This window comes from Chromobacterium alticapitis (genome assembly GCF_002924365.1).
GTDB classification, from domain to species: domain Bacteria; phylum Pseudomonadota; class Gammaproteobacteria; order Burkholderiales; family Chromobacteriaceae; genus Chromobacterium; species Chromobacterium alticapitis.
On sequence record NZ_PQWB01000022.1, the window covers coordinates 1 to 26419 of the forward strand.

Annotated in this window: 27 protein-coding genes; 13 read left to right on the top strand and 14 right to left on the bottom strand. The window is 63.9% G+C overall.

What is annotated here, in order from left to right:
* The 5 genes from odhB to sucD form a co-directional block, all read left to right on the top strand.
* Positions 1 to 927: 2-oxoglutarate dehydrogenase complex dihydrolipoyllysine-residue succinyltransferase (gene odhB / locus C2I19_RS06305; protein ID WP_103901870.1), on the top strand; the 927-nt coding region annotated here is incomplete at its 5' end.
* Positions 928 to 983: 56 nt separating this feature from the next.
* Positions 984 to 1169, top strand: a complete 186-nt coding sequence (locus tag C2I19_RS06310) for a hypothetical protein (RefSeq protein ID WP_103901871.1) — start codon at positions 984 to 986, stop codon at positions 1167 to 1169.
* A 15-nt stretch (positions 1170 to 1184) separates the two neighbouring features.
* Positions 1185 to 2618: a dihydrolipoyl dehydrogenase gene (gene lpdA, locus C2I19_RS06315; RefSeq protein WP_103901872.1), complete on the top strand. Its 1434-nt coding sequence runs from the start codon at positions 1185 to 1187 to the stop codon at positions 2616 to 2618.
* A 160-nt stretch (positions 2619 to 2778) separates the two neighbouring features.
* The gene (gene sucC, locus C2I19_RS06320) at positions 2779 to 3951 is read left to right on the top strand and encodes an ADP-forming succinate--CoA ligase subunit beta (protein WP_103901873.1); all 1173 of its coding nucleotides are present in this window, start codon (positions 2779 to 2781) and stop codon (positions 3949 to 3951) included.
* 27 nt (positions 3952 to 3978) lie between these two features.
* Positions 3979 to 4863, top strand: a complete 885-nt coding sequence (gene sucD / locus C2I19_RS06325; protein ID WP_047258561.1) for a succinate--CoA ligase subunit alpha — start codon at positions 3979 to 3981, stop codon at positions 4861 to 4863.
* 110 nt (positions 4864 to 4973) lie between these two features.
* Here the strand turns inward: sucD and C2I19_RS06330 are convergent, their stop codons facing one another.
* Positions 4974 to 5618 (bottom strand): TetR/AcrR family transcriptional regulator, encoded by a 645-nt coding sequence (locus C2I19_RS06330; protein ID WP_158253648.1) that lies wholly within the window; start codon positions 5616 to 5618, stop codon positions 4974 to 4976.
* 51 nt (positions 5619 to 5669) lie between these two features.
* Positions 5670 to 7175, bottom strand: coding sequence for an MFS transporter (locus tag C2I19_RS06335; RefSeq protein ID WP_103901875.1), 1506 nt, complete (start codon positions 7173 to 7175; stop codon positions 5670 to 5672).
* A gap of 88 nt (positions 7176 to 7263) precedes the next feature.
* Here C2I19_RS06335 and C2I19_RS06340 point away from each other — a divergent pair, with 88 nt between their 5' ends.
* The 4 genes from C2I19_RS06340 to C2I19_RS06355 all read left to right on the top strand — a co-directional run bounded on the left by C2I19_RS06340 (position 7264) and on the right by C2I19_RS06355 (position 12829).
* Positions 7264 to 8193 (top strand): LysR family transcriptional regulator, encoded by a 930-nt coding sequence (locus C2I19_RS06340; protein WP_158253649.1) that lies wholly within the window; start codon positions 7264 to 7266, stop codon positions 8191 to 8193.
* Between the two features lie 154 nt (positions 8194 to 8347).
* A complete protein-coding gene (locus C2I19_RS06345; RefSeq protein WP_233201120.1) occupies positions 8348 to 10210 on the top strand; it encodes a methyl-accepting chemotaxis protein in 1863 nt (620 codons plus the stop codon).
* A gap of 188 nt (positions 10211 to 10398) precedes the next feature.
* Positions 10399 to 12282, top strand: a complete 1884-nt coding sequence (locus tag C2I19_RS06350; protein ID WP_103901878.1) for a methyl-accepting chemotaxis protein — start codon at positions 10399 to 10401, stop codon at positions 12280 to 12282.
* A gap of 106 nt (positions 12283 to 12388) precedes the next feature.
* On the top strand, positions 12389 to 12829 hold the full coding sequence (locus C2I19_RS06355) for a hypothetical protein (protein WP_103901879.1): 441 nt from the start codon (positions 12389 to 12391) through the stop codon (positions 12827 to 12829).
* A 3-nt stretch (positions 12830 to 12832) separates the two neighbouring features.
* Here C2I19_RS06355 and C2I19_RS06360 read toward each other — a convergent pair whose 3' ends face one another.
* The 12 genes from C2I19_RS06360 to iscR all read right to left on the bottom strand — a co-directional run bounded on the left by C2I19_RS06360 (position 12833) and on the right by iscR (position 20837).
* Positions 12833 to 13285 carry an LEA/WHy family protein gene (locus tag C2I19_RS06360; RefSeq protein ID WP_103901880.1) on the bottom strand — a complete coding sequence of 151 codons (453 nt, stop codon included), beginning with the start codon at positions 13283 to 13285 and terminating at the stop codon, positions 12833 to 12835.
* 34 nt (positions 13286 to 13319) lie between these two features.
* The gene (locus C2I19_RS06365) at positions 13320 to 13628 is read right to left on the bottom strand and encodes a hypothetical protein (protein ID WP_146056752.1); all 309 of its coding nucleotides are present in this window, start codon (positions 13626 to 13628) and stop codon (positions 13320 to 13322) included.
* Positions 13629 to 13750: 122 nt separating this feature from the next.
* Positions 13751 to 14365, bottom strand: a complete 615-nt coding sequence (gene udk / locus C2I19_RS06370; RefSeq protein ID WP_103901882.1) for a uridine kinase — start codon at positions 14363 to 14365, stop codon at positions 13751 to 13753.
* Between the two features lie 103 nt (positions 14366 to 14468).
* Positions 14469 to 15104, bottom strand: a complete 636-nt coding sequence (locus C2I19_RS06375) for a glutathione S-transferase family protein (protein ID WP_103901883.1) — start codon at positions 15102 to 15104, stop codon at positions 14469 to 14471.
* Between the two features lie 127 nt (positions 15105 to 15231).
* The gene (iscX, locus tag C2I19_RS06380; protein WP_103901884.1) at positions 15232 to 15426 is read right to left on the bottom strand and encodes a Fe-S cluster assembly protein IscX; all 195 of its coding nucleotides are present in this window, start codon (positions 15424 to 15426) and stop codon (positions 15232 to 15234) included.
* A 15-nt stretch (positions 15427 to 15441) separates the two neighbouring features.
* Entirely contained in the window at positions 15442 to 15783 is a 342-nt protein-coding gene (fdx, locus tag C2I19_RS06385; protein WP_071109699.1) for an ISC system 2Fe-2S type ferredoxin, read from the bottom strand.
* Positions 15784 to 15792: 9 nt separating this feature from the next.
* Entirely contained in the window at positions 15793 to 17652 is a 1860-nt protein-coding gene (gene hscA / locus C2I19_RS06390) for a Fe-S protein assembly chaperone HscA (protein WP_103901885.1), read from the bottom strand.
* A gap of 45 nt (positions 17653 to 17697) precedes the next feature.
* Positions 17698 to 18225, bottom strand: coding sequence for a Fe-S protein assembly co-chaperone HscB (hscB, locus tag C2I19_RS06395; protein WP_103901886.1), 528 nt, complete (start codon positions 18223 to 18225; stop codon positions 17698 to 17700).
* A gap of 91 nt (positions 18226 to 18316) precedes the next feature.
* On the bottom strand, positions 18317 to 18640 hold the full coding sequence (gene iscA, locus C2I19_RS06400; protein ID WP_103901887.1) for an iron-sulfur cluster assembly protein IscA: 324 nt from the start codon (positions 18638 to 18640) through the stop codon (positions 18317 to 18319).
* A 14-nt stretch (positions 18641 to 18654) separates the two neighbouring features.
* Complete coding sequence (iscU, locus tag C2I19_RS06405) at positions 18655 to 19038, bottom strand: Fe-S cluster assembly scaffold IscU (protein WP_043628269.1); 384 nt, start codon at positions 19036 to 19038, stop codon at positions 18655 to 18657.
* Between the two features lie 61 nt (positions 19039 to 19099).
* Positions 19100 to 20317, bottom strand: coding sequence for an IscS subfamily cysteine desulfurase (locus C2I19_RS06410; RefSeq protein WP_103901888.1), 1218 nt, complete (start codon positions 20315 to 20317; stop codon positions 19100 to 19102).
* A 28-nt stretch (positions 20318 to 20345) separates the two neighbouring features.
* Positions 20346 to 20837: a Fe-S cluster assembly transcriptional regulator IscR gene (gene iscR / locus C2I19_RS06415; protein ID WP_103901889.1), complete on the bottom strand. Its 492-nt coding sequence runs from the start codon at positions 20835 to 20837 to the stop codon at positions 20346 to 20348.
* 289 nt (positions 20838 to 21126) lie between these two features.
* Between iscR and C2I19_RS06420 the strand changes: the two genes are divergently transcribed.
* The 4 genes from C2I19_RS06420 to C2I19_RS06435 all read left to right on the top strand — a co-directional run bounded on the left by C2I19_RS06420 (position 21127) and on the right by C2I19_RS06435 (position 26416).
* A complete protein-coding gene (locus tag C2I19_RS06420; protein ID WP_103901890.1) occupies positions 21127 to 22248 on the top strand; it encodes a beta-ketoacyl-ACP synthase III in 1122 nt (373 codons plus the stop codon).
* A gap of 171 nt (positions 22249 to 22419) precedes the next feature.
* On the top strand, positions 22420 to 24015 hold the full coding sequence (locus C2I19_RS06425) for an ABC transporter substrate-binding protein (RefSeq protein ID WP_103901891.1): 1596 nt from the start codon (positions 22420 to 22422) through the stop codon (positions 24013 to 24015).
* A 438-nt stretch (positions 24016 to 24453) separates the two neighbouring features.
* On the top strand, positions 24454 to 25482 hold the full coding sequence (locus C2I19_RS06430) for an ABC transporter permease subunit (RefSeq protein WP_103901892.1): 1029 nt from the start codon (positions 24454 to 24456) through the stop codon (positions 25480 to 25482).
* A gap of 13 nt (positions 25483 to 25495) precedes the next feature.
* Entirely contained in the window at positions 25496 to 26416 is a 921-nt protein-coding gene (locus tag C2I19_RS06435; RefSeq protein ID WP_103901893.1) for an ABC transporter permease subunit, read from the top strand.
* The last annotated feature ends 3 nt before the right edge of the window (positions 26417 to 26419 follow it).

Consider the following 26419-nt stretch of genomic DNA (forward strand, 5'->3'; position numbering starts at 1 on the left):
GCCGCCGCCATGCCGTCCGCCGCCAAGCTGGCCGCCGAAGCCGGCGTGGACCTGTCCAAGGTGGCTGGTTCCGGCCGCGACGGCCGCGTATTGAAGGAAGACGTGCAAGCCGCCGCCAAGCCGGCAGCCCCGTCGCAAGCCGGTCCGGTGATCGCGCCGGCCGCCAACGCCGGCGTCGCCCTGGCTTCCACCCCGGCCGCCGTCAACGTGGCCGGCATCCTGTCCGGCCGTCCGGAACAGCGCGTGCCGATGTCCCGCCTGCGCCAGCGCGTGGCCGAGCGCCTGGTGATGAGCCAGCAGACCAACGCCATCCTCACCACCTTCAATGAAATCAATATGAAGCCGGTGATGGAGCTGCGCGCCAAGTACAAGGACCGCTTCGAGAAAGAGCACGGCATCAAGCTGGGCTTCATGGGCTTCTTCGTCAAGGCCGTGGTCGCCGCGCTGAAGAAATACCCGATCGTCAACGCCTCGGTGGACGGCAACGACATCATCTATCACGGCTACTTCGACATCGGCGTGGCCGTGGGCAGCCCGCGCGGCCTGGTGGTGCCGGTGATCCGCAACGCGGACCAACTGTCTCTTGCCGACATCGAGAAGCAGATCGCCGACTTCGGCAAGCGCGCCCAGGAAGGCAAGCTGACCGTGGAAGAACTGACCGGCGGCACCTACACCATCTCCAACGGCGGCACTTTCGGCTCCATGATGTCCACCCCGATCATCAACCCGCCGCAATCCGCGATCCTGGGCATGCACGCCACCAAGGAGCGCGCCGTGGTTGAGAACGGTCAAGTGGTGGTGCGTCCGATGATGTATCTTGCCCAGTCCTACGACCACCGCATCATCGACGGTCGCGAAGCGGTGCTGAGCCTGGTGGCCATCAAGGATGCCATCGAAGATCCGGCTCGCCTGCTGCTCGACCTGTAATGAAGCCCCAGGCCGGCGCAAGCCGGCCTGTTTGAATCTGCATGAACGGAGCACACATGAATCTGCCGGATTGGGTTTACGCCATCGCCTCGGTATTGGCCGGCGTGGCGCTGCTTTTCCTTACCTGGAAAAAACGCCAGCAAGGGATACGCGAGGACCGCTACAGCTTGTTCGGCAAGATCATCATCGCGCTGTTCATGATCGCTTTCGGGGCCTTGCTGTTCAAAGTCGGCAAGGCCTGACCCCAAGGGAAAACCATGAGCCAACAGTTTGATGTGGTAGTGATAGGCGGCGGCCCGGGCGGCTACGTCGCAGCCATCCGCGCGGCCCAGCTGGGCTTCAGCGCCGCCTGCGTGGACGCGTTCAAGAACCCGGAAGGCAAGGCGTCGCTGGGCGGCACCTGCCTGAACGTAGGCTGCATCCCGTCCAAGGCCCTGCTGCAGTCGTCGGAAAACTTCCACGCCGTGCACCATGACTACGCCAAGCACGGCATCACCGTGTCCGGCGCCAAGATGGACGTGGGCCAGATGCTGGCCCGCAAGACCGACATCATCACCAAGAACGCCGCCGGCATCGGCTTCCTGTTCAAGAAGAACAAGGTCGCCAACATCCACGGCCTGGCCGCCTTCAAGGGCCGCCAGGGCGACAAGTGGGTGATCGAAGTCACCGACAACGGCGCGGTGGTGGACACCCTGGAAGCCAGCCACGTGATCGTGGCCACCGGCTCCAGCCCGCGCGCGCTGCCGGGCCTGGCCACCGACAACCAGCTGGTGCTGGACAACGAGGGCGCGCTGGCGCTGACGGCTGTGCCCAAGCGCCTGGGCGTGATCGGCGCCGGCGTGATCGGCCTGGAAATGGGCTCGGTCTGGAAGCGCCTGGGCGCGGAAGTGACCATTCTGGAAGCCATGCCGACCTTCCTGGCCGCCGCCGACCAGCAGATCGCCAAGGAAGCGTTCAAGACGCTGACCAAGGACACCGGCCTGGACATCAAGCTGGGCGTCAAGATCGGCGAGATCAAGACCGGCAAGAAGAGCGTCACCGTCAACTACGAGCTGAACGGCGAGGCGGTGAAGGCCGAGTTCGACAAGCTGATCGTCTCCATCGGCCGCGTGCCGAACACCCAGGGCCTGGGCGCCGAAACCGTCGGCCTGGCCCTGGACGAGCGCGGCTTCGTCGCCGTGGATGAACATTGCCGCACCAATCTGCCCAATGTCTGGGCGATCGGCGACGTGGTGCGCGGCCCGATGCTGGCGCACAAGGCGTCGGAAGAGGGCGTGGCCGTGGCCGAGCGCATCGCCGGCCAGAAGCCGCACGTGGACTTCGGCGTGATTCCGTGGGTGATCTACACCTCGCCGGAAATCGCTTGGGTCGGCAAGACCGAAGAGCAACTGAAGGCCGAGGGCGTCGAGTACAAGAAGGGCACGTCGGGCTTCGGCGCCAACGGCCGCGCGCTGGGCCTGGGCCAGGCGCAGGGCATGGTGAAAATCCTGGCCGACGCCAAGACCGACCGCATCCTGGGCCTGCACATGATAGGCCCGATGGTGTCCGAACTGGTCAGCGAAGGCGTGGTGAGCATGGAGTTCAAGGCCGCCAGCGAAGACCTGGCGCGCATCATCCACGCCCACCCGTCGCTGTCCGAAGTGATCCACGAAGCCGCTCTCGCCGCCGACAAGCGCGCGTTGCACGGTTGAGTGAACACGGGTCGTGTACAATGCGCACGACCCTACCGGTAACGGGCCGCTTTTCCAGCCGGGGGGCTGGAGCGGTCCGCGCAACCAAGGTTTGGCAAGCGATCAAGGAATAGAGGCAGAGGCGCATGCCCGCCATCATTTCCCCGAAAGGAAACCATAGATGAACCTGCATGAATACCAAGCGAAAGAGCTGCTGAGCCGTTACGGCCTGCCGGTGCAACAAGGCATTCTGGCCACGTCGCCGGAAGAAGCGGCTGCCGCTTACGACAAGCTGGGCGGCAAATTCGCCGTCGTGAAGGCCCAGGTGCACGCCGGCGGCCGCGGCAAGGCCGGTGGCGTGAAAGTGGTGAAGAGCCGCGAAGAAGCCGCCGAAGTCGCCAAGACCCTGATCGGCACCAATCTGGTGACCTACCAGACCGACGCCGCCGGCCAGCCGGTGAACAGCGTTCTGGTGTGCGAAGACATGTACCCGGTGCAGCGCGAACTGTACCTGGGCGCCGTGGTTGACCGCGGCAGCCAGCGCGTCGTGTTCATGGTTTCCACCGAAGGCGGCGTGGAAATCGAGAAGGTGGCCGAAGAGACCCCGGAAAAGATCATCAAGATCGAAGTGGACCCGCTGGTCGGCATGCAGCCGTTCCAGGCGCGCGACGCCGCTTTCGCGCTGGGCCTGTCCGGCGCGCAGATCGCCGCGTTCAGCAAGCTGATGCTGGGCTCCTACCAGGCCTTCGTCGAGAACGACTTCGCCCTGTTCGAAGTGAACCCGCTGGCGCTGCGCGAAAACGGCGAGCTGGCCTGCGTGGACGGCAAGATCAACCTGGACTCCAACGCCCTGTACCGCCACCCGGAACTGCTGGCCCAGCGCGACAAGAGCCAGGAGAACGAGCGCGAAGTGAAGGCTTCCGAGTTCGACCTGAACTACGTGGCCCTGGAAGGCAATATCGGCTGCATGGTGAACGGCGCCGGCCTGGCGATGGCCACCATGGACATCATCAAGCTGAAGGGCGGCCAACCGGCCAACTTCCTGGACGTGGGCGGCGGCGCCACCAAGGAACGCGTGATCGAAGCGTTCAAGCTGATCCTGGCCGACACCTCGGTGCAAGGCGTGCTGATCAACATCTTCGGCGGCATCGTCCGCTGCGACATGATCGCCGAAGCCATCATCGCCGCCGTGAAGGAAGTGAACGTGACCGTGCCGGTCGTGGTTCGTCTGGAAGGCAACAACGCCGAGCTGGGCGCCAAGATCCTGGACGAATCCGGCCTGAAACTGACTTCCGCCCAGGGTCTGAACGACGCTGCCGAGAAGATCGTCGCCGCCGTCAAGGCTGTGGCCTGAGACCCGCACTGAGCTGAGGAATACAAAATGAGCGTATTGGTAAACAAAGACACCAAAGTGCTGGTGCAAGGCTTCACCGGCAAGAACGGCACCTTCCACGCCGAGCAGGCGCTGAAGGTGGGCACCAAGGTCGTAGGCGGCGTGACCCCGGGCAAGGGCGGTTCCGAGCACCTGGGCCTGCCGGTGTTCAACACCATGAAGGACGCCGTGCGTCAAACCCAGGCTGACGCCTCGGTGATCTACGTGCCCGCAGCCTTCGCCAAGGATTCCATCCTGGAAGCCATCGACAGCGGCGTGAAGCTGATCGTCTGCATCACCGAAGGCGTGCCGACTCTGGACATGCTGTACGTGAAGAAGGCCGTGGACGAAGCCGGCATCCGCCTGATCGGCCCGAACTGCCCCGGCATCATCACCCCGGGCGAGTGCAAGATCGGCATCATGCCGTGGCACATCCACAATCCGGGCCGCATCGGCATCGTGTCGCGCTCCGGCACCCTGACCTACGAAGCCGTGGCGCAAACCACCGCTCTGGGCCTGGGCCAGTCCACCTGCATCGGCATCGGCGGCGACCCGATCCCGGGCACCAGCCACATCGACGCCTTGCGCCTGTTCCAGGATGATCCGGACACCGACGCCATCGTGATGATCGGCGAAATCGGCGGTTCCGCCGAAGAAGAAGCGGCCGAATTCGCCAAGTCCTACGTGACCAAGCCGGTAGTCGGCTACATCGCCGGCGTCACCGCGCCGAAGGGCAAGCGCATGGGCCACGCCGGCGCCATCATCTCCGGCGGCAAGGGCACGGCGGAAGAGAAGTTCAAGGCTTTCGAGAAGGCCGGCATCGCCTATACCCGCAGCCCGGCCGAAATCGGCAAGACCATGTTCGAACTGCTGAAAAGCAAAGGCATGATCTAAGCCCGGTTTCCCCGGTCTGAACGAAAACACCCCGCGATGGTTCGCGGGGTGTTTTTATTTGGAGACGGGTAGCGCGGGTTCGCCAAAGGCGATGCCCGCGAGGGGGCGAATCAGGCGAAGCGCGCGCAGGCGCGTTCGAACGGCAGCTGGAAACGCGGGCTGACATAGGGCGCCAACAGGAACATCAGGCTGCGGCAGCCGGACTGGATCAGCTTCTCCAGCTCCGCCGCGCTGGCGTTTTGCTTCACGGTATTGATCCAGCCGGCCTGCACCATCTGGAAGTGCTGCACCAGGTGCGGCAACTGCTGGTCGTCCACCAGCAGCATGCCCTGCTCGCGCAGGCGCGAGAACAGCTGGCCCAGCTTGTTGTTGAGCTGGCCGCGCGACAGCTGCTGATGTTCTTCCTCCAGCTCGGGATTGATGCAGAACAGGCTGGGCAGGCTCTTGGGCAGGAAACGGAAGCTCCAGACGTGGCGCAGCGTCTTTTCCATCGCCATGATCATGGCTTCTATCGAGTTGCTGTGGTTCAGCGCGGCGGACAGCTGATCCGCCATGCCCTTCACATATCGCTGGTATAGCTCGTTGATGATCTCTTCCTTGTTGCGGAAGTGATAGTAGAGCTTGCCGGTGCTGATGTTCATCCTGGCGGCGATATGGTTGGTGGTGATGATGCGTTCGCCTTCCTGATTGAACATCTGCAGGCTGGCTTCGATGATCTTGTTGAAAGTCTCCGATTGCGTGCCGCTCTTGCGCATGACGATTTCTTCCTGATGAAACATGGTACGGGCAGGGCTGGCGAGGCCGCGCTAGTCTACCGCGCGCAGCGCGAACAGGCCGCCCGCCAGCGCCAGCGCGATCCACATCTCCAGACGGAAAAAGTCCAGGCAGGAAATCAGCGCGGCTTGCCGGGCGAGTTCGCCAGCCAGCACTCCAAGACGCTGAGTATCGCTCAAATACGGCAATTGTTCCCGTAAAAGATGCAAAGCGTCGTTAAACTGTTGCGCGTCCCAAGAGAAACGTTCGGCTAGCCGGTTGTAATGCAGCGCGTTGCGCGCCTGCATGAACACGCTGGCCAGAGCCACACCGGCCGAAATGGACACCTGGCGCACGATGTTTTTGGTCTGGTAAGCGTGAGCGAAGGCGGCGGGCGCGACGCGGCGGAAAGTGCCTTGGGCCACCGCCATGATGAACAGCGACATGAAGCCGCCGTTCAACAACAGAATGGCGGCGACGCGGGTCAGCGAGGCCTCGCCGTTGATGCCGCTCATCAGCCAGCCATAGGCCGCCAGCAGGATGCAACTGGCCAGCAGTGTCTGCCGCAGCGAGGGCGCCATGCCGCGCAGCAATAATTTGGCGTACAGCAGCGCGAACAGCATGCCGGCCAGATAGCTGACCGACAGCAAAAGGCCGCTGGTGGGCAGATCGAAGCCCAGCGCTTGGGCCGACAGCATGGGCAGGATATAGCTGTTGGCCGAGACCAGCAGATAGCAGCAGCTGTAACCCAATAGGCCGATGCGGTAGCCGGGGCGGCGCAGCAGCCGCCAGCGGCGGCGGTCCGAGGCATGGCGGCGGTGCTGGGCGCGGAAGGCGAGATAGCAGAGGAGGGCGGCGCCGGCCGCCGCGGCCAGCCAGGCCGGATGCGCGAACAGCTGATACGGCGTTTGCTGGATCAGCCATTGCAGCAGGAAGGCGGCGCCCAGCAGCGTCAAAAAGGTTGCAGTGGGGTAATGCGCGGGGCGCTGCGCGGGCGGACGCAGCGGCAGTCGGCCGGCGGCCCACAGCGCCGGCGGCAGAAAGGGCAGCACGCCCCAGCATAAGGCGCGCCAGCCGTAGGCCTGCAGCAGCCAGCCGCCTAGCAGCGGCCCCAGCGCGCTGCCCAAGAGCAGCGCCTGGCCGAAGACGACCAGCCCCAAGCCGCGCCGGGCGGTCGGCAGTTGCGCTACTTCCAGGCGGGCGGCGGTGAAGAAGGCTGCGCCGCCCAGACCCTGCACGGCGCGGCCGATGATGAAGGCGCTGGGCGAGCCGGCGCCGCCGGCGATCCACGCGCCCAAGGCGAACAGCGCGATGGAGGCTTGCAAATGGCGGCGCGAGCCGAAGCGCTCCACGCACCACTGATGGTTGAACAGCGCCAGCACGGCAAACAAGGCGTAGGCCATCGCGGCCTGGCTGAACTCCTCCGGCCCCGCGCCTATGCCGCCCATCACTTGCGACGAGGCGAAATTGAGCAGGCCGTTCTGCAGGAATTCCAGCCAGGCGATCAGCGCGATGGCCAGCAGCCTGGAGGCGTGGGCGGCGGAGGTGGGAGCATGCATGCTGCGGCATCCGATAGTGGGGGATGCCGCCAGTGTAGAAAGCGCCTATGATTTAATAAAATCGATCGTTTTCATTGAATATATTACTGTGAATGATATTGATGCCCTGAGGCTGCGCCGGTTGGACCTGAACAGCCTAGCGGCGCTGCATGCCTTGCTCAGCACGCGCAGCGTCAGTCTGAGCGCCGAGCGGCTGTGCCTGGGCCAACCCGCGGTCAGCCACATCCTGAAGCGGCTGCGCGAACAGTGCGGCGATCCGTTGCTGTGCCGCGATGGCCGCCGCATGGCGTTGACGCCGTACGCGGAGGCGTTGTTGCCGCGGCTGGAAGCCTGGCTGGCTCAGGCGCAGGACTTGCTCGCGCCGCAGCCCTTCGACCCGTTGCGGCTGGAGGGCGCCTATCGCCTGGCCATGCCTGACCTGCTGGAGGCGGCATTGCTGCCGAGCTTGATCGAGGCCTTGCAGGCGCAGGCGCCGCGGCTGTGCCTGCAGGTGCTGGCCATGCCGGCGTCCGAGGTGCCGGCGGCGTTGGACGAGCGGCGCATAGATGGCGCGGTCGGCCATTTCCCGCAATTGCCGGAGCGGCTGAGCCGGCGCGCGTTGTTCCAGAGCCGCTTTGTCTGCGTGCATCACGCCGACCGCTTGACGTTGCCGGCGCGGCTGGATGCGGCCCAGTTGGCTGAGCCGCCGCATCTTTACACCTCTTATATCGGCAACGACGCCAGCATGGTGGACGATTACCTGCGCGCGCGCGGCTGCGAGCGGCGGGTGATCGCCTCCACCGCCAGCCTGCTGGCCATTCCGCTGCTGCTGGAACGCTTGCCGGCGGTGGCTGTATTGCCCGAATTGATCACGCCAGTGTTGCGGCGAGGAGACGGTGGCCTGCGTTGGGGCCGGCTGGACGATGCCGAGTTGGCTATTACGGTGGAGCATGCCTGGCATCCGCGGCGGGACGCGGATCCGGCGCGGATCTTCATGGATGCGTTGCTGTGGCGGCAAGGAGAGGCATGGCGCGCATGAAGCTTATTGCCGAGTTTTCGTCATTTCGAATTAAATTTATCGATAATATTTAAATGTAATGTGATTTTTAACGATGCGCGGCGGCTAGCATGCCGGATAATAGGCCTTTTATCAGTATCGGCTTATCATTATGCGCTCCATTCGACACAAGCTCATGTTGTTGACGGCGGCCTCAATCCTGGTGGCCACGCTCAGCGTCACCATCCTGGCCTGCCTCAATATTCGCAATCACGCCTACGACGAAGCCAAGCGCGAAGTCACCCAGGTGCAACAGCTGCAGGGCGGGCTGGTGTCGGAATGGCTGACGGTGCGCAAGAAGCTGATCGGCGCCAGCCTGGACCGAGCCGGCGATCCGCAAGTCAGCTACTACTTGCAGCAAATCGCCAAGGGCGGCGGATTCAACATCATTTACGCCGGCCATGGCGACAGCGGCGAAATGTTCTATTCCGTGCCGGGCCGTTCCAAGCCCAGCGCGGCTTACCAGCCGGTGCAGCGGCCGTGGTACCAGCAGGCCAAGGCGGCCGGCGGCGTGATCGTGACCGATCCGTACAAGGACTCCGAGCCTGAAACCAAGGACAAGCTGGTGATCACCATCGCCGACAAGGCGCCGGGCCAGGAGATCGTGGTGGGCGGCGACATCCTGATCGACAAGCTGGTGAAGTCGGTGTTGGACATCAAGCTGGCCGGCGACGGCCACGCCTTCCTGCTGACCCGCCAGGGCAAGGTCATCGCCTATCCCAAGCCGGGCCAGGAGCTGAAACCCATCGCCGAGCTGATTCCCGGCCTGGACGACGCGCGCTTCCAACAGCTGGTGGCGAGCGGCGAGGTGACGCCGCTGGAAGTCGACGGCAAAACCTTCCTGGTGGTGCTGCGCCAAGTGGAAGGCACCGACTGGGTGCTGGCGGTGGCGGCGGACGAAGCGGCCGTGCTGGCGCCGGTGACGCAGTTGATCTGGCTGATCGCCGGCGGCGTGATCGTGGTGCTGCTGGTGCTGGTGGGCTTGAGCTCGGGTTATCTGGCGCGCCTGCTGCGCGGCCTGATCCTGGTGCGCGACGCCATGCATGAAATCTCCCAGGGCGAAGGCGATTTGACCCGCCGCATCGAGGTGCATGGCGACGACGAGGTGGCGCAGACAGCCAAGGCCTTCAACCAGTTCGTGGGCCGGCTGAACGGCATGTTCCGCGAACTGCGCGACGAAGCCGAGCAACTGGCCGGGGGCGTGATCACGGTGGGCGGCGCGGTGAAGCAGGTGGCGGACGATTCGCACCGCCTGGCCGATATCTCCAGCGCCAACGCGGCGGCCATCGAGCAAGTGACGGTCAGCATCTCGCACATCGCGGAGGCGACGCGCGAAACCGACACGCTGGCGCGCAACACCGGCGAGCACTCACGCGAAAGCGCGGGCGACATGCAGCGCATCAGCTCCGAAATGGAGCATACCAGCCAGTCCGTGGGCGAATTGTCTGGCCTGCTGGCGGCGCTGGAGCAGCGTTCGCAGGAAATCTCCAAGATCACCAATGTGATCAGCGACATCGCCGATCAGACCAATCTGTTGGCGCTGAACGCCGCCATCGAGGCCGCCCGCGCCGGCGAGCAGGGCCGCGGCTTCGCCGTGGTGGCGGACGAGGTGCGCAAGCTGGCCGAGCGCACCGGCAAGGCGACGGTGGAAATCAGCGAGATGGTGGAGAACATTCTCAGCGAAACCGGCAAGGCGGTGGGCAATATGCACCGCACCGTGGGCGCGGTCGATACCAGCGTGCAGTTGACCAGCCAGGCGCGCGGCAGGCTGATCGCGATCAATGACGCGATGCAGCAGGTCATCGACAAGATAGGCGATGTTTCCCTGTCCACCAGCGAGCAGCACAACGCCACCACGGCGATGGCGCAGAGCACGGAATCCATCAATAACCAGATTCTGGACTCCGACGCCGCGCTGCAAAGCGCGATGCAGACGCTGGAAGATTTGCGCCAGGTGGCGCGCAGCATGCAGGACGCGTTTGGACGCTTCAAGCTATAACTAGCTCAGGCGCTTGTGGCGGAAAGGCCATGCCGCAGGCGTATGGCTGAATGGTTTTGCAGGGCATTTGGCTATTTTCTTGTGTGTGGTCGCGTGATTTGTAAGTTCAATTTACAATTGCGCCGTTTTGATCCTCGGTCCGCGTCAGCAAGCGCGGGCCGATTCCTCGCGATGAAAAGCGGAGCGCCATGAAATCCATACGAAGCAAGATCGCCCTGCTGTTGGCCCTGGCCATACTGGCCGCAACCTGCGCCACCGCGGTCAGCGCCTACCTGAAATTCCGCAGCAATCTGTCCGACGGCATCAATGCCCAGCTTGATCTGGCCATCAGCGGACAGCAGCGTTTCGTCTCCAACTGGCTGGAACAGCGGCGGCAGATCATCGCCAGCGCGGTGCGCCATGGCGGCGAGGCCGATCCCACCCTGTATCTGCAGCAACTGGCCGAGGCCGGCGGCTATATCCAGATCTTCGTCGGCGACGGCGACACCAAGGGCATGGTCTATTCCATTCCCGGCAAGCAGAAGCCCAGCGCGAGCTACGATCCGGCCTCCCGCGGCTGGTTCCAGACCGCCAAGGCCAAGGGCGGCGTGATCGTGACGCCGCCGTACAAGCCGGCCAGCGCTTCCATCAATGATCTGGTGATCACCATCGCCCAGGCGCTGCCTGCCGGCAACAAGGTGGTCGGCGGCGACATCGCCATCGGCCAGCTGGTCAAGTCCGTGCTGTCGGTCTCGCTGCCGGGTAACGGCTTCGTGTTCCTGATGGGCAAGGACGGCAAGCTGATCGCTTATCCCAAGGCCGATACCGCCTTGAAGCCTTTGTCCGACCTGATGCCGGGCATGGACGAGGCGCGCATCGCCAGTCTGCTGAACCAGAGCGAGCCGGCTCAAGTGTCCCTGGACGGCGGAAACCGCCTGCTGCGGCTGAGCCCGGTGGAAGGCAGCGACTGGGTGCTGGGCGTGGTGGTGGACAGCGAGCTGCGCGACGCGCCGCTGCGCCAGATGATGGTGGACATGGCGGCGGCCCTGGTCGTGGTGCTGGTCCTGGCCCTGCTGTTGTCCGGCGCCTATTTGAGCCGTTTGATGAAGGGCCTGCTGCAGGTGCGCGACGCGCTGCGCGAAATCTCGCAGGGCGAAGGCGATCTGACGCGCCGCATAGAGGCGGCGGGCGAGGATGAAGTGGCGCAGATGGCACGGGCTTTCAACCAGTTCGTCGACCGTTTGAACGGCATGTTCCGGGAGCTGCGCGATGAAGCCGAGCAATTGGCGCAGGGCGTGATTTCGGTCAGCGTGGTGGTGGAGCAGGTGGCGGAAGACTCGCACGCGCTGGCCGACATCTCCAGCTCCAACGCCGCGGCGATAGAAGAGGTCACAGTCAGCATCTCGCACATTGCCGACGCCACGCGCGAAACCGACGAGTTGGCGCGCGACACCGGCGAGCATTCCCAGGCCAGCGCCGAGGAACTGCAGCGCATCAGCGGAGAAATGGCGCGCACCAGCCAGTCCGTGGGCGAGCTGTCCGGCCTGTTGGCGGCGCTGGAACAGCGCTCGCAGGAAATTTCCAAGATCACTGGCGTGATCCGCGACATCGCGGACCAGACCAATCTCTTGGCGCTGAACGCGGCCATCGAGGCGGCGCGCGCCGGCGAGCAGGGCCGCGGCTTCGCCGTGGTGGCGGACGAGGTGCGCAAGCTGGCCGAACGCACCGGCACCGCGACGGTGGAAATCGGCAATATGGTACAGAACATACTGAGCGAAACCGGCAGGGCAGTGGGCAATATGGAGCGCACCATAGAATCGGTGGACAGCAGCGCCTCGCAGACCGAACAGGCGCGGGCAAGGCTGGAAGACATCACGCGCGCCATGCGCCAGGTGGTGGACAAGATTGGCGACGTTGCCTTGTCCACCGGCGAGCAGCACAATGCCACCACGGCGATGGCGCAAAGCACCGAGTCCATCAACAACAAGATACTGGACTCCGACGCCGCGCTGCAAGGCGCCCAGCAGACGCTGCGCACGCTGGACGGCGTGGCGCGCGAGATGCAGCAGGCCTTCAGCCGCTTCAAATTGTAAACAGCCCGTCTGTTTGCCTGATCACGCCAGCCCTCGGGCTGGCGTTTTTGCTGGCGCGACGCGAAAATGGCCGAACGACGATGAATTGACCGAGTAAAGGCCGAGAATGAACAAGCTGATCCTGCCCTTGCTGCTGCTGGCCCTGGCCGGCTGCTCCATGATTCCGACCCAGCAAGGCTATGCGCAGAAGGTATATCGCTGGCAGGGCCGCGATGTGAACGAGCTGCTGGCCGAATGGGGGCCGCCGAGCAAGACCATGAAGATGCCGAACGGCAACACGCTGTACAGCTATGTCAAGGAAAGCACCGAGCAGCAGCCGCTGACGCAGAACACGCGTTACGAGCCGGGCACGCGGTTGACGGTGACGGACAAGGATGGGCAGAGCCGGGTGGTGGAGACGCCGGGACGCTGGGTCAGCGACGGCATGATGGGCGGCGGCACCGTGCACTACCAGTGCAACACCAATTTCGTGGTGGACAAGAAAAGCCAGGAAGTGCTTAGCGTCAGCTTCGACGGCAACAACTGCCTGGCCCTGCCGCGGCAGTAGCGCTTACTTGGCCAGCCCCGGCAGTTTCCATTCGCCATGGCTGCTGAAGGGCAGGGTGGCGAGGCCGTTCAGGTTTTTCAGCTGGCCGCGGATTTCATAAGCCATCTTGCCGCCAGGCAGTTGCTGCCAGTTGGCCAATTGGCGTATCCAGGCCGCCAGCGAGGTGTGCACCTGCAGCGGCACCAGCCCCTCGCCGTTGGCCGGGATGGAAATGGCTTGGTCGCTGACGCCGCTGCCGAGTTTCTCTCCCGCCACCATGACATCGAACTCCAGGCCGCTGGCCTGCAGCGGAATGGCGTTAGGGTTCACGATGCGCAGCGTGACGGTGAAGTTCTGCTCGAACAGCGTGCTCTTGCCGGGCTCGATATTGCTGAGGCTGACTTCGGGCTTTTTCAGGCCCAGGCTGCCGCAGCCAGCGAGCAGCAGCGCGAGCAGGGCGGTGACGATCCATTTCATGGCTTAGAGTTCCAGTGCGGGACGATGCGGCATTCTACTGGCAGCGCCTGTCGCGTAGTGTAAACGTCTTGTGCGAAATTGTTGGCAAAGCAGCGCGCAAAAGCAACAGGCCATCTTGCGGATGGCCTGTTGCTTTTGCGGCTGCGAAAAACGCCTCTTCGGCGTCGGACTCGCCAGGCTGCGCGGCGAGCGTAGACTGGTCCCAGTCGCGCCAATCGTCCAGTTCGGCCCATAAGGCCTGCCTTTGCGCCTGGCGCTGTCCAGAGCGGCTGCTGCCATGCGCGCCGCCCTTCTTCATGATGGCTGCGCAAGCCAGCGGATTGCGCGGTTTGATCGTATGCATGATTTTCCTTGTATGAATGCGCCATGCGGCGCGCAGGCGATTGTCCGCCGGCAGCGCGGCGCGCGTCAATCCGGCAAGCAAAAAGCCGCCCGGAGGCGGCTTCCGCGATGCCGGGCTCAGGCTCACACCATCAGGCTGGCGACTTTGGTGGTGATGATGTCCACCGCCGGATCGTTGGCGCCATGCGGCAGGATGACGTCGGCGAAGCGCTTGGTCGGTTCGATGAACTGGTTGTGCATCGGGCGCACGGTGGTCAGGTACTGCTCAATCACGTTTTCCATGGTGCGGCCGCGCTCGGCGATGTCGCGCTTGAGGCGTCGGATGAAGCGCACGTCGGAATCGGTGTCGACGAAGATTTTCAGCGACATCATTTCGCGCAGGGCGGCGTCGTACAGCGGGAACAGACCCTCGATCACGATCACCGGCGCCGGCTGCACGGTGACGGTCTGGTCGGAACGCGTGTGGTTGGCGAAGTCGTACACCGGCATGGCGATGGCGCGGCCATTGCGCAGATCATCGATGTGGGAGATCAACAGCGGCCAGTCGAACGCCTGCGGATGGTCATAGTTGGTGCCCAGACGCTGTTCGAAGGTCAGGTGGCTCTGGTCGCGATAGTAGTAGTCCTGAATGATGACTGCCGCCATCTCGGAACCAATGGTTTCCAGCACTTTATTGGTAACCGTGGTCTTGCCGCTGCCGCTGCCGCCTGCAACGCCGATGATGAACGGGGTGCTCATGTCAGGATGTCCTTAAGGTAATAAAAATATAAAAAACGCGCCATTCTAATGACTTATGGCGCGTTGTTCCACTCGATTTGCGACACCTTTCCACCAGCTTCCATCAGCCGGGGCGGCGGCGCTCCCGCTCGGCGGCGCGATACCATTCCTGCATGGCCGGCAGGCTCAGGATATGGCGGGCGTAAGCCTGGGAGGCTGGCGGCAGCGCCACGTTATAGGTTTGGAAGCGGGTGCAGACCGAGGCGAAGAAGGCGTCGACTATGGTGAAGCGGCCGAACAGGCAGGCGCCGTCCGCGATATGGCGCTCGCGCTGGGTTTCCCAGATGGAAACGATGCGGGCGATGTCGGACTCCAGCGCCGGCGAGCTCTCGTAGTCTATCTGCTTGAGCGAAATGTCCATGGACAGGCTATGGCGCAGGACTTCGAAGCCGGAATGGAGTTCGGCGACGATGGAGCGCGCCGTCGCGCGCAGCTTGGGGTCATCCGGCCACAGCTTGGCGGCGGGGAAGCATTCGGCCAGATATTCGCAGATGGCCAGCGAGTCCCACACCCGCAGCTTGTCGTCCACCAGTACCGGCACCTTGCCGGCCGGGTTGGCGGCCAGGATGCGGGCCTTGCTGTCGGAGAGATACAGGTCGATCTGCTGTTCCTTGAACGGTTCGTTCAGCGTTTTCAGCAGCAGCCAGGGCGGCAGCGACCAGGGGGAGTAGTTCTTGTTGCCGATGATCAGGGTGAACATGACGGCTCCGTTAGGGGAGGCGGCGGCGAAGGCCGGCGCGTTTTTCGATGATAAACCGCCGGCGGCCGATTTTCACCCGCGGATAGAACAAAGGCCCCTTGCGGGGCCTTGTTCGAGGCGGCGTGCTTTATTCCGCTTCATCTATCCAGGCTTGCTGTATCGCCTCCAGCACGCGCTCGCCGCCGCGGCTGTGGTCGTCATCGAAGTCTGGCAGGTCCACCACCCAGTTGTGCAGGTCGACAAAGCGCACGGTCTTCGGGTCTACGTCCGGGTGGGCGTCCGCCAGCTCGATGGCGATGTCGTTCACGTCGGTCCATTTCATGGCGCTTCTCCTGGCTCAGTGATGTTCGCGGGCGTGGTTGATGGTGTACTTGGGGATTTCGATCACCAAGTCCTCGTCGGCGACGATGGCCTGGCAGGACAGGCGCGATTGCGCTTCCAAGCCCCAAGCCTTGTCCAGCAGGTCTTCTTCCAGCTCGTCGGCCTCGTTCAGCGAGTTGCCGCCTTCGCGGACGATGCAGTGACAGGTGGTGCAGGCGCAGGACATCTCGCAGGCGTGCTCGATCTCGATGTCGTGGGCGAGCAGCGCGTCGCAGATGCTCTGGCCGGTTTCGGCGTTGTCTATCACCGCGCCTTCGGGGCACAGGTCGGGATGGGGCAGTACGATGATTCGCGGCATGGCGAGTCCTTACAAATCGGTAATCTTGTGGCCCTTCAGCGCGCGCTGGATATTGCGGTCCATGCGGCGGGCGGCGAAGGTTTCGGTAGCGTGGTTCAGTGCGGCGCTAGCCTCGTTGACGCGGCGGGCGACGGCTTCGGCGATGGCGGCGTCCACGGCGTTCGCCGCAGCCTCCACCTCGGCGCGCTCGGCTTCGTCCAGCAGGTCGCCGTCCTGGACCAGCGCGTTGCGGGTGGCGTCGCGCAGGCTTTCGGCGTCGACGATGGCCTCGCGCAGCTTGCGCGCCTCGATGTCTTCCTGCACGTGGCTCATCGATTCGGTCAACATGCGGCTGATTTCGTCGTCGGACAGGCCATAGGACGGTTTCACTTCGATGCTGGCTTCCACGCCGGAGGTCTGCTCGCGCGCGGTGACGGACAGCAGGCCGTCGGCGTCCACCTGGAAGGTGATGCGGATGCGCGCGGCGCCCGCCACCATGGGCGGAATGCCCGTGAGCGCGAACTTGGCCAGGCTGCGGCAATCGGAGACCAGCTCGCGCTCGCCCTGCAGCACATGGATGGACATGGCGGTCTGGCCATCCTTGAACGTGGTGAAGTCCTGCGCGCGCGCCACCGGAATGGTGCTGTTGCGCGGGATGATCTTCTCGGTCAGGCCGCCCATGGTCTCTATGCCCAGCGACAGCGGCAGCACGTCCAGCAGCAGCCACTCGTCGTCCTGCTTGTTGCCGGCCAGCACATTGGCCTGGATGGCGGCGCCAAGCGCCACCACCTTGTCCGGGTCCAGATTGGTCAGCGGCGCGCGGCCAAAGAAATCGGCCACCGCTTTTTGCACGTGCGGCATGCGGGTGGCGCCGCCCACCATCACCACGCCCTGGATGTCCTCGGGCGTAATCCTGGCGTCGCGCAGCGCCTTGCGCACCGGCGTCAGCGTCTTGTCCACCAGGGTCTTGGTGATGGCGTGCAGCGTGGCCTGATCCAGCTCCAGGTCCAGCGACTGGCCGTCGGTCAGGATGGCGGTGACGCGAGTGCTGGCGTGGTCGGTCAGCGCTTCCTTGGCTTCGCGGGCGCGGGTGTGCAGCAGGCGCATGTCGTGAGCGGACAGGCCGGACACGCCGGCCTGCTCCAGCATCCAGCAGAACACGCGGTGGTCGAAGTCGTCGCCCCCCAGCGCGGAGTCGCCGCTGGTGGCCAGCACTTCGAACACGCCGCGGGTCAGCTTGAGGATGGAGACGTCCAGCGTGCCGCCGCCCAGGTCGTAGACCACGTAAGTTCCCTCGCTGCCGTTGTCCAGGCCGTAGGCGATGGCGGCGGCGGTGGGTTCGTTCAGCAAGCGCAGCACATTGAGGCCGGCCAGCTTGGCGGCGTCCTTGGTGGCCTGGCGCTGGGCGTCGTCGAAATAGGCCGGCACGGTGATCACGGCGCCGGTCAGCTCGCCGCCCAGGCTTTCCTCTGCACGGTCTTTCAAGGCGCGCAGGATGTCGGCCGATACCTCCACCGGGCTTTTGGTTCCGGCGCAAGTGAGCAGTTGCACCATGCCGGGCGCGTCCACAAAGCGGTAGGGCAGGCTGCCGGCGTCCTTGATGTCGCTGACGCCGCGGCCCATGAAGCGTTTGACCGAGACTATGGTGTTGTGCGGATCGCGGTTCTGTTCCTTCTGCGCCTCGTAGCCGACGGCCGTCACGCCTTGCTCGCCATAGCGCACGACGGAAGGCAGCAGGCTGCGGCCGTGTTCGTCCGGCAATACGGCGGCTGAGCCGCTCTTGACGGTGGCGACCAGCGAATTGGTGGTGCCGAGGTCTATGCCCACGGCCAGGCGGTGCTGGTGGGGAGCGGCGGAGAGGCCGGGTTCGGCGATTTGCAATAGAGCCATGTCTTGATCTTTATGTCGTTGCCCGGGCGCGCGGCGCGAAGCGATTTATTCCAGCAGGCCTTCGATGGCGTCGCCGATTTCCTGGTCCAGCTTGTCCATGAAGCGCAATTTTCTCACCAGAACGGCGGCGCCGTCCAAGTCGGCGCGCGCGTCGAGCGCGGCTTCCAGCTCGGACTGCATCTGGCGGACTTCAGCGCGCAGCCGTCGCGACAGCGCTTCCAGCGCGTCCACGCTGGCGCGGGCGTCGTCTATGCTCTCGCGCCATTCCATCTGCGCCATCAGGAAGTCGCCCGGCATCCGGGTATTGTTTTCTTCCTGGGTGTCCACGCCGGCCAGCAGCAGCAAGTAGCGGGCGCGGTTCAGCGGCGATTTCAGCGTTTGATAGGCTTCATTGACGCGGGTGGCCAGCATCAGCGCGCTGCGCTTTTCCGCGTCGGAGCTGGCGGCGTAACGATCAGGGTGCACCTGGGCCGCGGCGGCGCGCCAGGCGGCGTCCAGCTGCGCCGCATCCTGGGCGAAGCGGCGCGGCAGGCCGAACAGGGAGAAGAAGTCCTGGTTGAAGTCGTGGTTCATCGAGGCGTCCAGAGCAAGGATAAGGGCCGGAAGCGAGAAGGGCGGAGCATGGGCGCTTGCGCGTCAACGCTCCGCCCTTCGGCGGCGGCGGTCAGATGTTGAAGCTCTCGCCGCAGCCGCACTCGTTCTTGACGTTGGGGTTGTTGAACTTGAACCCCTCGTTCAGGCCTTCCTTGACGTAGTCGAGCTCGGTGCCGTCGATATAGGCCAGGCTCTTGGCGTCGGTGTAGATGGCCACGCCGTGGCTTTCGAAACGGACATCTTCCGTGTTTTCGATGTCGACGAACTCCAGCTTGTAGGCCATGCCGGAGCAGCCGGAGGTCTTCACGCCCAGGCGCACGCCAAGGCCCTTGCCGCGCTTGGAGAGGAAGGCGGATACGTGCTGGGCGGCGCGTTCGGAAAGAGAGAGTGCCATCTGTCGTCCTCCGCTTACTTGCCGTGCTTCTGCTTGTAGTCTTCCACCGCGGCCTTGATCGCGTCTTCGGCCAGGATGGAGCAGTGGATTTTCACCGGCGGCAGGGCCAGTTCTTCGGCGATGGCGGTGTTCTTGATCGATAGCGCCTCATCCAGCGACTTGCCCTTCACCCACTCGGTCACCAGGGACGAGGAGGCGATGGCGGAGCCGCAGCCGTAGGTCTTGAACTTGGCGTCTTCGATCACGCCGTCCGCGCCCACCTTGATTTGCAGCTTCATCACGTCGCCACAGGCCGGCGCGCCCACCATGCCGGTGCCGATGCTGTCGTCGCCCTTGTCGAAGGAACCGACGTTGCGCGGGTTTTCGTAGTGATCGAGTACTTTTTCGCTGTATGCCATGTCTTTGCTCCTGCGGGCCGCGGCTTTATTCAAGCGCCGCGGCCGGTCATCTGTTATCGGCTCAGTGGGCCGCCCATTGCACGCTGTTCAGGTCCACGCCGTCCTTGTACATCTCCCACAGCGGAGACAGTTCGCGCAGCTTGCCGATCTTGGACTTCAGCAGCTCGATGGCGAAGTCGATTTCTTCCTCGGTGGTGAAGCGTCCCAGCGTGAAGCGGATGGAGCTGTGCGCCATCTCGTCGTTGCGGCCCAGGGCGCGCAGCACGTAGGACGGCTCCAGCGAGGCCGAGGTGCAGGCGGAGCCGCTGGACACGGCCAGGTCCTTGATGGCCATGATCAGGCTCTCGCCCTCGACGAAGTTGAAGCTGACGTTGAGGTTGTGCGGCACGCGCTGCTCGATGTCGCCGTTGATGTACACCTCTTCCATGCCCTTGATGCCGTTCCACAGGCGGTCGCGCAGCATGCGGATGCGCTCGTTCTCGCTGTCCATTTCCTCGCGGGCGATGCGGAAGGCTTCGCCCATGCCGACGATCTGGTGGCTGGCCAGGGTGCCGGAGCGGAAGCCGCGCTCATGGCCGCCGCCGTGCATCTGCGCTTCCAGGCGCACGCGCGGCTTGCGGCGCACGTACAGCGCGCCGATGCCCTTGGGGCCGTACGCCTTGTGCGCGGACAGGCTCATCAGGTCCACTTTCAGCGTGTTCAGGTCGATTTTGACCTTGCCCGGCGCCTGGGTGGCGTCGACGTGGAAGATGATGCCCTTCTCACGGCAGATCTCGCCGATTTGCGGGATATCCTGAATCACGCCGATTTCATTGTTCACATACATCACGGAAACCAGAATGGTGTCCGGACGGATGGCGGCCTTGAAAGCTTCGATATCGAGCAGGCCGTTTTCCTGCACGTCCATATAGGTAACTTCGAAGCCCTGGCGCTCCAGCTCGCGGCAGGTGTCCAGCACCGCCTTGTGCTCGGTCTTGACGGTGATGATGTGCTTGCCCTTGCTCTTGTAGAACTGGGCCGCGCCCTTGATCGCCAGGTTGTCGGATTCGGTGGCGCCGGAGGTCCAGACGATTTCCTTGGGATCGGCTCCGATCAGCTTGGCGACTTCGGCGCGCGCGTTCTCGACGGCCTCCTCGGCTTCCCAGCCGAAGCTGTGGCTGCGCGAGGCGGGGTTGCCGAACTTGCCGGTGAGATAGGGAATCATCTTCTCGGCGACGCGCGGGTCCACCGGGGTGGTGGCCGAGTAATCCAGATAGATCGGTAGCTTGAGCTGGCTCATACATTGTCTCCGCGAGATGTTCAGGCGCTTACAGGGCGTTGCCGGCGGCGGCGTGCTTGTGGCTGCCGTCGCGCTTGTCCTGCACCACGCTGGTTTCCTTGGCGTGCTCTTCCTGGGCGTGCTGCTGCTCCACCAGGCTGGCGAGGCTCACCTTGGACAGGTAATCGAAAATGGTGACGTTGAGGTTGGTCCACAAGTCATGGGTCATGCAGCGCTGGGTGCCGCGGCAGTTTTCGCGGCCGCCGCATTGGGTGGCGTCGACAGGCTCGTCGACGGCGACGATGATGTCGGCCACCGAGATGTCCTGGATTTCCTTGGCCAGCGTGTAGCCGCCGCCGGGGCCGCGCACGCTGTCCACCAGTTCGGCGCGCCGCAGCTTGCCGAACAGTTGTTCCAGGTAGGACAAGGAAATGTTTTGGCGTTCGCTGATGCCGGCCAGCGTGACCGGGCCGCGGCCTTCGCGCATGGCGAGATCCAGCATGGCGGTTACGGCGAAGCGTCCTTTGGTGGTGAGGCGCATGGTGTTTTGATTCCGGTGGGGGGTAATCGAGATTATACCCAATATCCGACTAATTTAGTCAAGTATTGTTCGACCCGCCGCTTCCGGATACGCCTAAAACCGGTCATTTTACTAGAGTTTATGCGCGCGCGCGCGATGGATTTTTACTTTTTGCGCAGGGGCTTGTGTAAAATCGCTGCAATATCGGGCCGATCGCGCCGGTTCGGCTGGGCGGCGGAGGCGAAGGCCTTTGTCGGCGGCGGCGCGTCGCCATGTTCACCCCATGGGGGAGAGTGAGGGTCAATCCATAATGTATAAAGTCGTCATCAGCGGAACGGGGTTGTTCACTCCGCCGCACGCAGTCAGCAACGCCGAGCTGGTCGAGGCGTTCAATGCCTTCGTCCGTGGCCACAATGTGGCCCATGCGGCGGAAATCGCCGCCGGCGCGCGGGAGCCGCTGGCTGAGTCCAGCGCCGAGTTCATCGAAAGAGCTTCCGGCATCAAGCAGCGCTTCCTGATGGACAAGGCGGGCGTGCTCGATCCCGCCAGGATGAAGCCCAGCCTGCCCGAGCGCGCCAACGAGGCGCTGTCGCTGCAGGCGGAAATGGCCGTGGCCGCCGCGCGCCAGGCGCTGGAGCGCGCGGGCCGCGCGGCTGAAGACATCGATATGGTGATCGTGGCCTGCTCCAATATGCAGCGGCCGTATCCAGCCTTGTCCATCGAGGTGCAGCAGGCGTTGGGCATCAATGGTTTCGCCTTCGATATGAATGTGGCTTGCTCGTCCGCCACCTTCGGCATCCAGACGGCGGTCAACGCCATCGCGACGGGTCAGGCGCGCGCCGTGCTGATGGTGAGCCCGGAAATCTGTTCCGCCCACCTGAATTTCCGCGACCGCGACAGCCATTTCATCTTTGGCGACGCCTGCACCGCGGTGGTATTGGAGAGGGCCGAGGCGGCGACGTCGGCGCAGCGCTTCGAAGTGCTGGGCTGCAAGCTGGCCACGGTATTCTCCAACAACATCCGCAATAATTTCGGCTTCTTGAACCGCTGCGACGAGCGGGGCGAAGGCATGCCCGACAAGTTGTTCATCCAGCAGGGCCGCAAGGTGTTCAAGGAAGTGTGCCCTATGGTGGGCGAGCATATCGTGTCCCATCTGGACAGCCTAGGCATCGCGCCGGCCGACGTGCGCCGCTTCTGGCTGCACCAGGCCAATCTGGCCATGAACCAGCTGATCGCCAAGCGCGTGCTCGGCCGCGAAGCTGACGAAGTGGAGGCGCCGGTGATTTTGGATCGTTATGCCAACACCAGTTCGGCGGGCTCGGTGATCGCCTTCCACCTGCATTCGGACGACTTGCGCGCTGGAGATGTCGGTGTCATCAGTTCTTTCGGGGCGGGCTATTCCGTCGGCTCCGTGGCGCTGCGCAAGCTGTAAGAGCCTGTTGTCATAGGCGTCCGCCGCCGCCGGCGGCTGCATAAAAATTACCAGGGGGCGCTTGTCAAAAGCGCCCTCTGTGCATAATGTATCCCCACTGCCGAGTCTTGAACCGGCTCCAATAGCAAAAAAGACCCGATTGATGGTCTGTACAAAGGGAAGGGAAACATTATGCAAGCTTTCAAAAAGCTGCTGGTGCTTGGCGCATTTGCGGGTTCCTCGATCGCGGCGCACGCCGCGGGCACGCTGGTGTTCTGCTCCGAGGGCAGCCCGGCCGGCTTCGATCCGGGCCAATACACCTCCGGCACCGATTTCGACGCTTCCGCCGAAACCATTTTCAACCGTCTGGTGCAATTCCAGCGCGGCGGCACCAAGGTGGTGCCGGCGCTGGCTGAAAAGTGGGACGTATCGGCCGATGGCCTGAACTACACCTTCCACCTGCGCAAGGGCGTGAAGTTCCAGACCACCGACTACTTCAAGCCGACGCGCGACTTCAACGCCGACGACGTGGCTTTCACCTTCGACCGGATGCTCGACAAGAACCATCCGTTCCGCAAGGCTTATCCGACTGAATTCCCGTATTTCACCGACATGGGCATGGACGAGAACATCGTCAAGGTCGAAAAGGTGGATCCGTATACCGTCAAGTTCTCGCTGAAGAAGGTGGATGCCGCCTTCCTGCAGAACCTGGCGATGAGCTTCGCCTCCATCCAGTCTGCCGAATACGCGGACAAGCTGCTGAAGGACGGCAAGCCGCAGCTGATCAATCAGCAACCGGTGGGCACCGGCCCGTTCATCTTCAAGCGCTACCAGAAGGACGCGCAGATCCGCTACGCGGCCAACAAGGACTATTGGGACAAGGCTGACGGCCCCAAGGTGGACAACCTGGTGTTCGCCATCACCACCGACGCATCGGTGCGCTACCAGAAGCTGAAGGCCGGCGAGTGCCAGATCACCGCCTATCCGCGTCCGACCGACGTGGCCGCGATGAAGGCCGATCCGAAGCTGAAAGTGACCTCGCAAGCCGGCTTCAACCTGGGCTACCTGGCGTACAACGTCAAGCACAAGCCGATGGACAAGCTGGAAGTGCGCGAGGCGCTGGACATGGCCATCAATAAGAAGGCCATCCTGCAGGCCGTATACCAGGGCGCAGGCCAGCCGGCGACCAACCCGATGCCGCCGACCCAGTGGTCTTACAACAAGAACCTGAAGGACGCGCCGTATGACGTGGCCAAGGCCAAGGCCCTGCTGGCCAAGGCGGGCTACCCGAACGGCTTCGACATCACCCTGTGGGCGATGCCGGTGCAGCGTCCGTACAACCCCAACGCCAAGCTGATGGCGGAGATGATCCAGTCCGACTGGGCCAAGATCGGCGTCAAGGCCAAGATCACCTCTTACGAATGGGGCGAGTACCTGAAGCGCGCCAAGGCCGGCGAGCATGACTCCATGCTGATCGGCTGGACCGGCGACAACGGCGATCCGGACAACTGGCTGGGCGTGCTGTTCGGCTGCGACGCGATGAACGGCAACAACTTCTCCAAGTTCTGCTACAAGCCGTTCGAAGACTTGATCCAGAAGGGCAAGGCCACGGCCAACGTCGCCGAGCGCACCAAGCTGTACATGAAGGCGCAGGAGATCGTGAAGCAACAAGTGCCGATGACCACCATCGCCCACTCCACCGTCAATCAGCCTATGCTGAAGTCGGTGCAGGGCTTCAAGGTGAGCCCGTTCGGTCTGAACTCCTTCTACGGCGTCAGCGTCAAGTAAGGTCCGCCTAACCAGGCATGACCATGGCGGCGGGGCCGAGGCTCCGCCGCTTGCAACAAGTGCCGCACCGGTCAGCGCTCCGACTAGAGAGCGCGGCGGTTCGGCATGGCAGCATCCGCACGGGAATCAAGGAAGAAACGAGTAGCAAGGCTAGGGCGAACAAGCGGCATGCGGCCGGTTTGACCTGCGTCAATCAGCGAAGGCGGGGAGACTGATATCTTTCATCTCGCCGGGCTGGTGGCTGCAGCTAATGCTGGTGGGTGGTTTAGTTGCCTGTCCGCCGCCCGGCACCCTATCCTCATCCGTCGCGTCCAGCGGCGGCGCTGTTCTCCCCCTCTTGCCGTTTTCCCGCGCGGATTTCCTGCACGCCATGTCTCTTAGCTGTCTGACGGCGCGCGCGACTCTGGCATCGCATCCGCGTCTGGGAGAATTAAATCCATGTTTTCATTCATTTTGCGCCGGCTGGGCCTGCTGGTGCCCACCTTTTTCGGCATCACGCTGCTGACTTTCGGCCTGATTCGCATGATTCCCGGCGATCCGGTGGAAGTGATGGTGGGCGAGCGCACGCTGGACCCGCAAATGCACGCCGAAGCGCTGCACCGGCTGGGGCTGGATAAGCCGCTGTACGCCCAGTACTTCGATTACATCGTCAACCTGCTGCACGGCAATCTCGGCGAATCGCTGGTGACCCGGACCGCGGTGTGGACCGAGTTCAAGACCCTGTTCCCGGCCACGCTGGAACTGGCTTTGTCCGCCCTGTTGTTCGCCATGGTGTGGGGCCTGCTGGCCGGCGTGCTGGCCGCCATCAAGCGCGGTTCTATATTCGACCACGGCGTGATGGGCATTTCGCTGACCGGTTTCTCCATGCCCATCTTTTGGTGGGGCCTGATCCTGATCATGTTCTTCTCGGTCAAGCTGGGCTGGACGCCGGTGTCCGGCCGCATGGACCTGATGTTCGACATCCATCCGCGCACCGGCTTCATGCTGATAGACAGCTGGCTGGCCGAGGCGGCCGATCCGGAAGGCAACGCCGGCGCGTTCAAGAGCGCGCTGTCGCACCTGATCCTGCCTTCCATCGTGCTCGGCACCATCCCGTTGGCGGTGATCGCGCGGATGACCCGCTCGTCCATGCTGGAAGTGCTGCGCGAGGACTACGTCCGCACCGCGCGCGCGAAGGGCTTGTCGCCGGCCCGCGTCATTTTCATCCACACCCTGCGCAACGCGTTGATCCCGGTGCTGACCGTGATCGGCCTGCAGGTGGGCACGCTGATGGGCGGCGCGGTGCTGACCGAGACCATCTTCTCCTGGCCCGGCATCGGCAAATGGCTGATCGACGCCATCGCCCGCCGCGACTACCCGGTGGTGCAGAACGGCATCCTGATGGTGGCCACGCTGGTGATCGTCACCAACTTCATCGTCGACATCCTGTACGGCATCGCCAATCCGCGCATCCGTCACGCCAAGTAAGCAGGGACGCAATATGAGCCAAAGCAATCAAACCGCGGCCGCGCAGACGGCCGACCTGGCGCTGTCCTACCCGTCTCCGCTGAAGGAGTTCTGGCAGGGCTTTTCCCACAACAAGGGCGCGGTCGCCGGCCTGGTCTTCGTGCTGTTCATCGTGGCCTGCGCGCTGCTGGCGCCGCTGATCGCGCCGTACAGCCCGATCGAGCAGTACCGCGACCACATGCTGACGCCGCCGGCCTGGGAAGCGGCCGGCAGCGCGCAGTTCCTGTTCGGCACCGACGAATTGGGCCGCGACATCCTGTCCCGCTTGATCTACGGCGCGCGGCTGTCGCTGTTCATCGGCCTGATGTCGGTGCTGATGGCGCTGGTGCCGGGGGTGATCCTGGGCCTGGTCTCCGCCTTCTTCCCCAAGGCGCTGGGCGCTTCCATCATGCGCTTGATGGACATCATGATGGCGCTGCCGTCCTTGCTGCTGGCGGTGGCCATCATGGCCATCCTGGGCCCCGGCCTGACCAACGCGATGATCGCCATCGCCACCGTGTCCTTGCCGGCCTATGTGCGGCTGACCCGCGCCTCGGCGATGACCGAGCTGAACCGCGACTACGTGGTGGCCTCGCGGGTGGCCGGCGCCGGCCTGGGACGCCTGATGTTCGTCACCGTGCTGCCCAACTGCATGGCCCCGCTGATCGTGCACGCCACCATGAGCTTCTCCTCCGCCATCCTGGAAATCGCCGCGCTGGGCTTCCTGGGCCTGGGCGTGCAGCCGCCGACCGCCGAGTGGGGCACCATGCTGGCCTCGGCCCGCGACTACATCGAGAGCGCGTGGTGGGTGGTGACGCTGCCTGGCCTGACCATCCTGCTGTCGGTGCTGGCGATCAACCTGATGGGCGACGGCCTGCGCGACGCGCTGGACCCGAAGCTGAAGCGCGCCGCCTGAGGA

What these genes read in the sequence shown, in the direction of transcription:
- lpdA (WP_103901872.1), top strand. Translation starts at nt 1,185, where the DNA reads ATGAGCCAACAGTTTGATGTGGTAGTGATAGGCGGCGGCCCGGGCGGC.
- C2I19_RS06410 (WP_103901888.1), bottom strand. Translation starts at nt 20,317, where the DNA reads ATGAGCCAGCTCAAGCTACCGATCTATCTGGATTACTCGGCCACCACC.
- C2I19_RS06355 (WP_103901879.1), top strand. Translation starts at nt 12,389, where the DNA reads ATGAACAAGCTGATCCTGCCCTTGCTGCTGCTGGCCCTGGCCGGCTGC.
- C2I19_RS06430 (WP_103901892.1), top strand. Translation starts at nt 24,454, where the DNA reads ATGTTTTCATTCATTTTGCGCCGGCTGGGCCTGCTGGTGCCCACCTTT.
- C2I19_RS06365 (WP_146056752.1), bottom strand. Translation starts at nt 13,628, where the DNA reads ATGCATACGATCAAACCGCGCAATCCGCTGGCTTGCGCAGCCATCATG.
- C2I19_RS06330 (WP_158253648.1), bottom strand. Translation starts at nt 5,618, where the DNA reads ATGCGCAAGAGCGGCACGCAATCGGAGACTTTCAACAAGATCATCGAA.
- C2I19_RS06310 (WP_103901871.1), top strand. Translation starts at nt 984, where the DNA reads ATGAATCTGCCGGATTGGGTTTACGCCATCGCCTCGGTATTGGCCGGC.
- C2I19_RS06435 (WP_103901893.1), top strand. Translation starts at nt 25,496, where the DNA reads ATGAGCCAAAGCAATCAAACCGCGGCCGCGCAGACGGCCGACCTGGCG.
- hscA (WP_103901885.1), bottom strand. Translation starts at nt 17,652, where the DNA reads ATGGCTCTATTGCAAATCGCCGAACCCGGCCTCTCCGCCGCTCCCCAC.
- C2I19_RS06420 (WP_103901890.1), top strand. Translation starts at nt 21,127, where the DNA reads ATGTATAAAGTCGTCATCAGCGGAACGGGGTTGTTCACTCCGCCGCAC.
- C2I19_RS06425 (WP_103901891.1), top strand. Translation starts at nt 22,420, where the DNA reads ATGCAAGCTTTCAAAAAGCTGCTGGTGCTTGGCGCATTTGCGGGTTCC.
- C2I19_RS06335 (WP_103901875.1), bottom strand. Translation starts at nt 7,175, where the DNA reads ATGCATGCTCCCACCTCCGCCGCCCACGCCTCCAGGCTGCTGGCCATC.
- iscA (WP_103901887.1), bottom strand. Translation starts at nt 18,640, where the DNA reads ATGGCACTCTCTCTTTCCGAACGCGCCGCCCAGCACGTATCCGCCTTC.
- sucD (WP_047258561.1), top strand. Translation starts at nt 3,979, where the DNA reads ATGAGCGTATTGGTAAACAAAGACACCAAAGTGCTGGTGCAAGGCTTC.
- iscU (WP_043628269.1), bottom strand. Translation starts at nt 19,038, where the DNA reads ATGGCATACAGCGAAAAAGTACTCGATCACTACGAAAACCCGCGCAAC.
- C2I19_RS06375 (WP_103901883.1), bottom strand. Translation starts at nt 15,104, where the DNA reads ATGTTCACCCTGATCATCGGCAACAAGAACTACTCCCCCTGGTCGCTG.
- C2I19_RS06350 (WP_103901878.1), top strand. Translation starts at nt 10,399, where the DNA reads ATGAAATCCATACGAAGCAAGATCGCCCTGCTGTTGGCCCTGGCCATA.
- iscX (WP_103901884.1), bottom strand. Translation starts at nt 15,426, where the DNA reads ATGAAATGGACCGACGTGAACGACATCGCCATCGAGCTGGCGGACGCC.
- C2I19_RS06360 (WP_103901880.1), bottom strand. Translation starts at nt 13,285, where the DNA reads ATGAAATGGATCGTCACCGCCCTGCTCGCGCTGCTGCTCGCTGGCTGC.
- C2I19_RS06345 (WP_233201120.1), top strand. Translation starts at nt 8,348, where the DNA reads ATGTTGTTGACGGCGGCCTCAATCCTGGTGGCCACGCTCAGCGTCACC.
- fdx (WP_071109699.1), bottom strand. Translation starts at nt 15,783, where the DNA reads ATGCCGCGAATCATCGTACTGCCCCATCCCGACCTGTGCCCCGAAGGC.
- hscB (WP_103901886.1), bottom strand. Translation starts at nt 18,225, where the DNA reads ATGAACCACGACTTCAACCAGGACTTCTTCTCCCTGTTCGGCCTGCCG.
- iscR (WP_103901889.1), bottom strand. Translation starts at nt 20,837, where the DNA reads ATGCGCCTCACCACCAAAGGACGCTTCGCCGTAACCGCCATGCTGGAT.
- sucC (WP_103901873.1), top strand. Translation starts at nt 2,779, where the DNA reads ATGAACCTGCATGAATACCAAGCGAAAGAGCTGCTGAGCCGTTACGGC.
- udk (WP_103901882.1), bottom strand. Translation starts at nt 14,365, where the DNA reads ATGAGCACCCCGTTCATCATCGGCGTTGCAGGCGGCAGCGGCAGCGGC.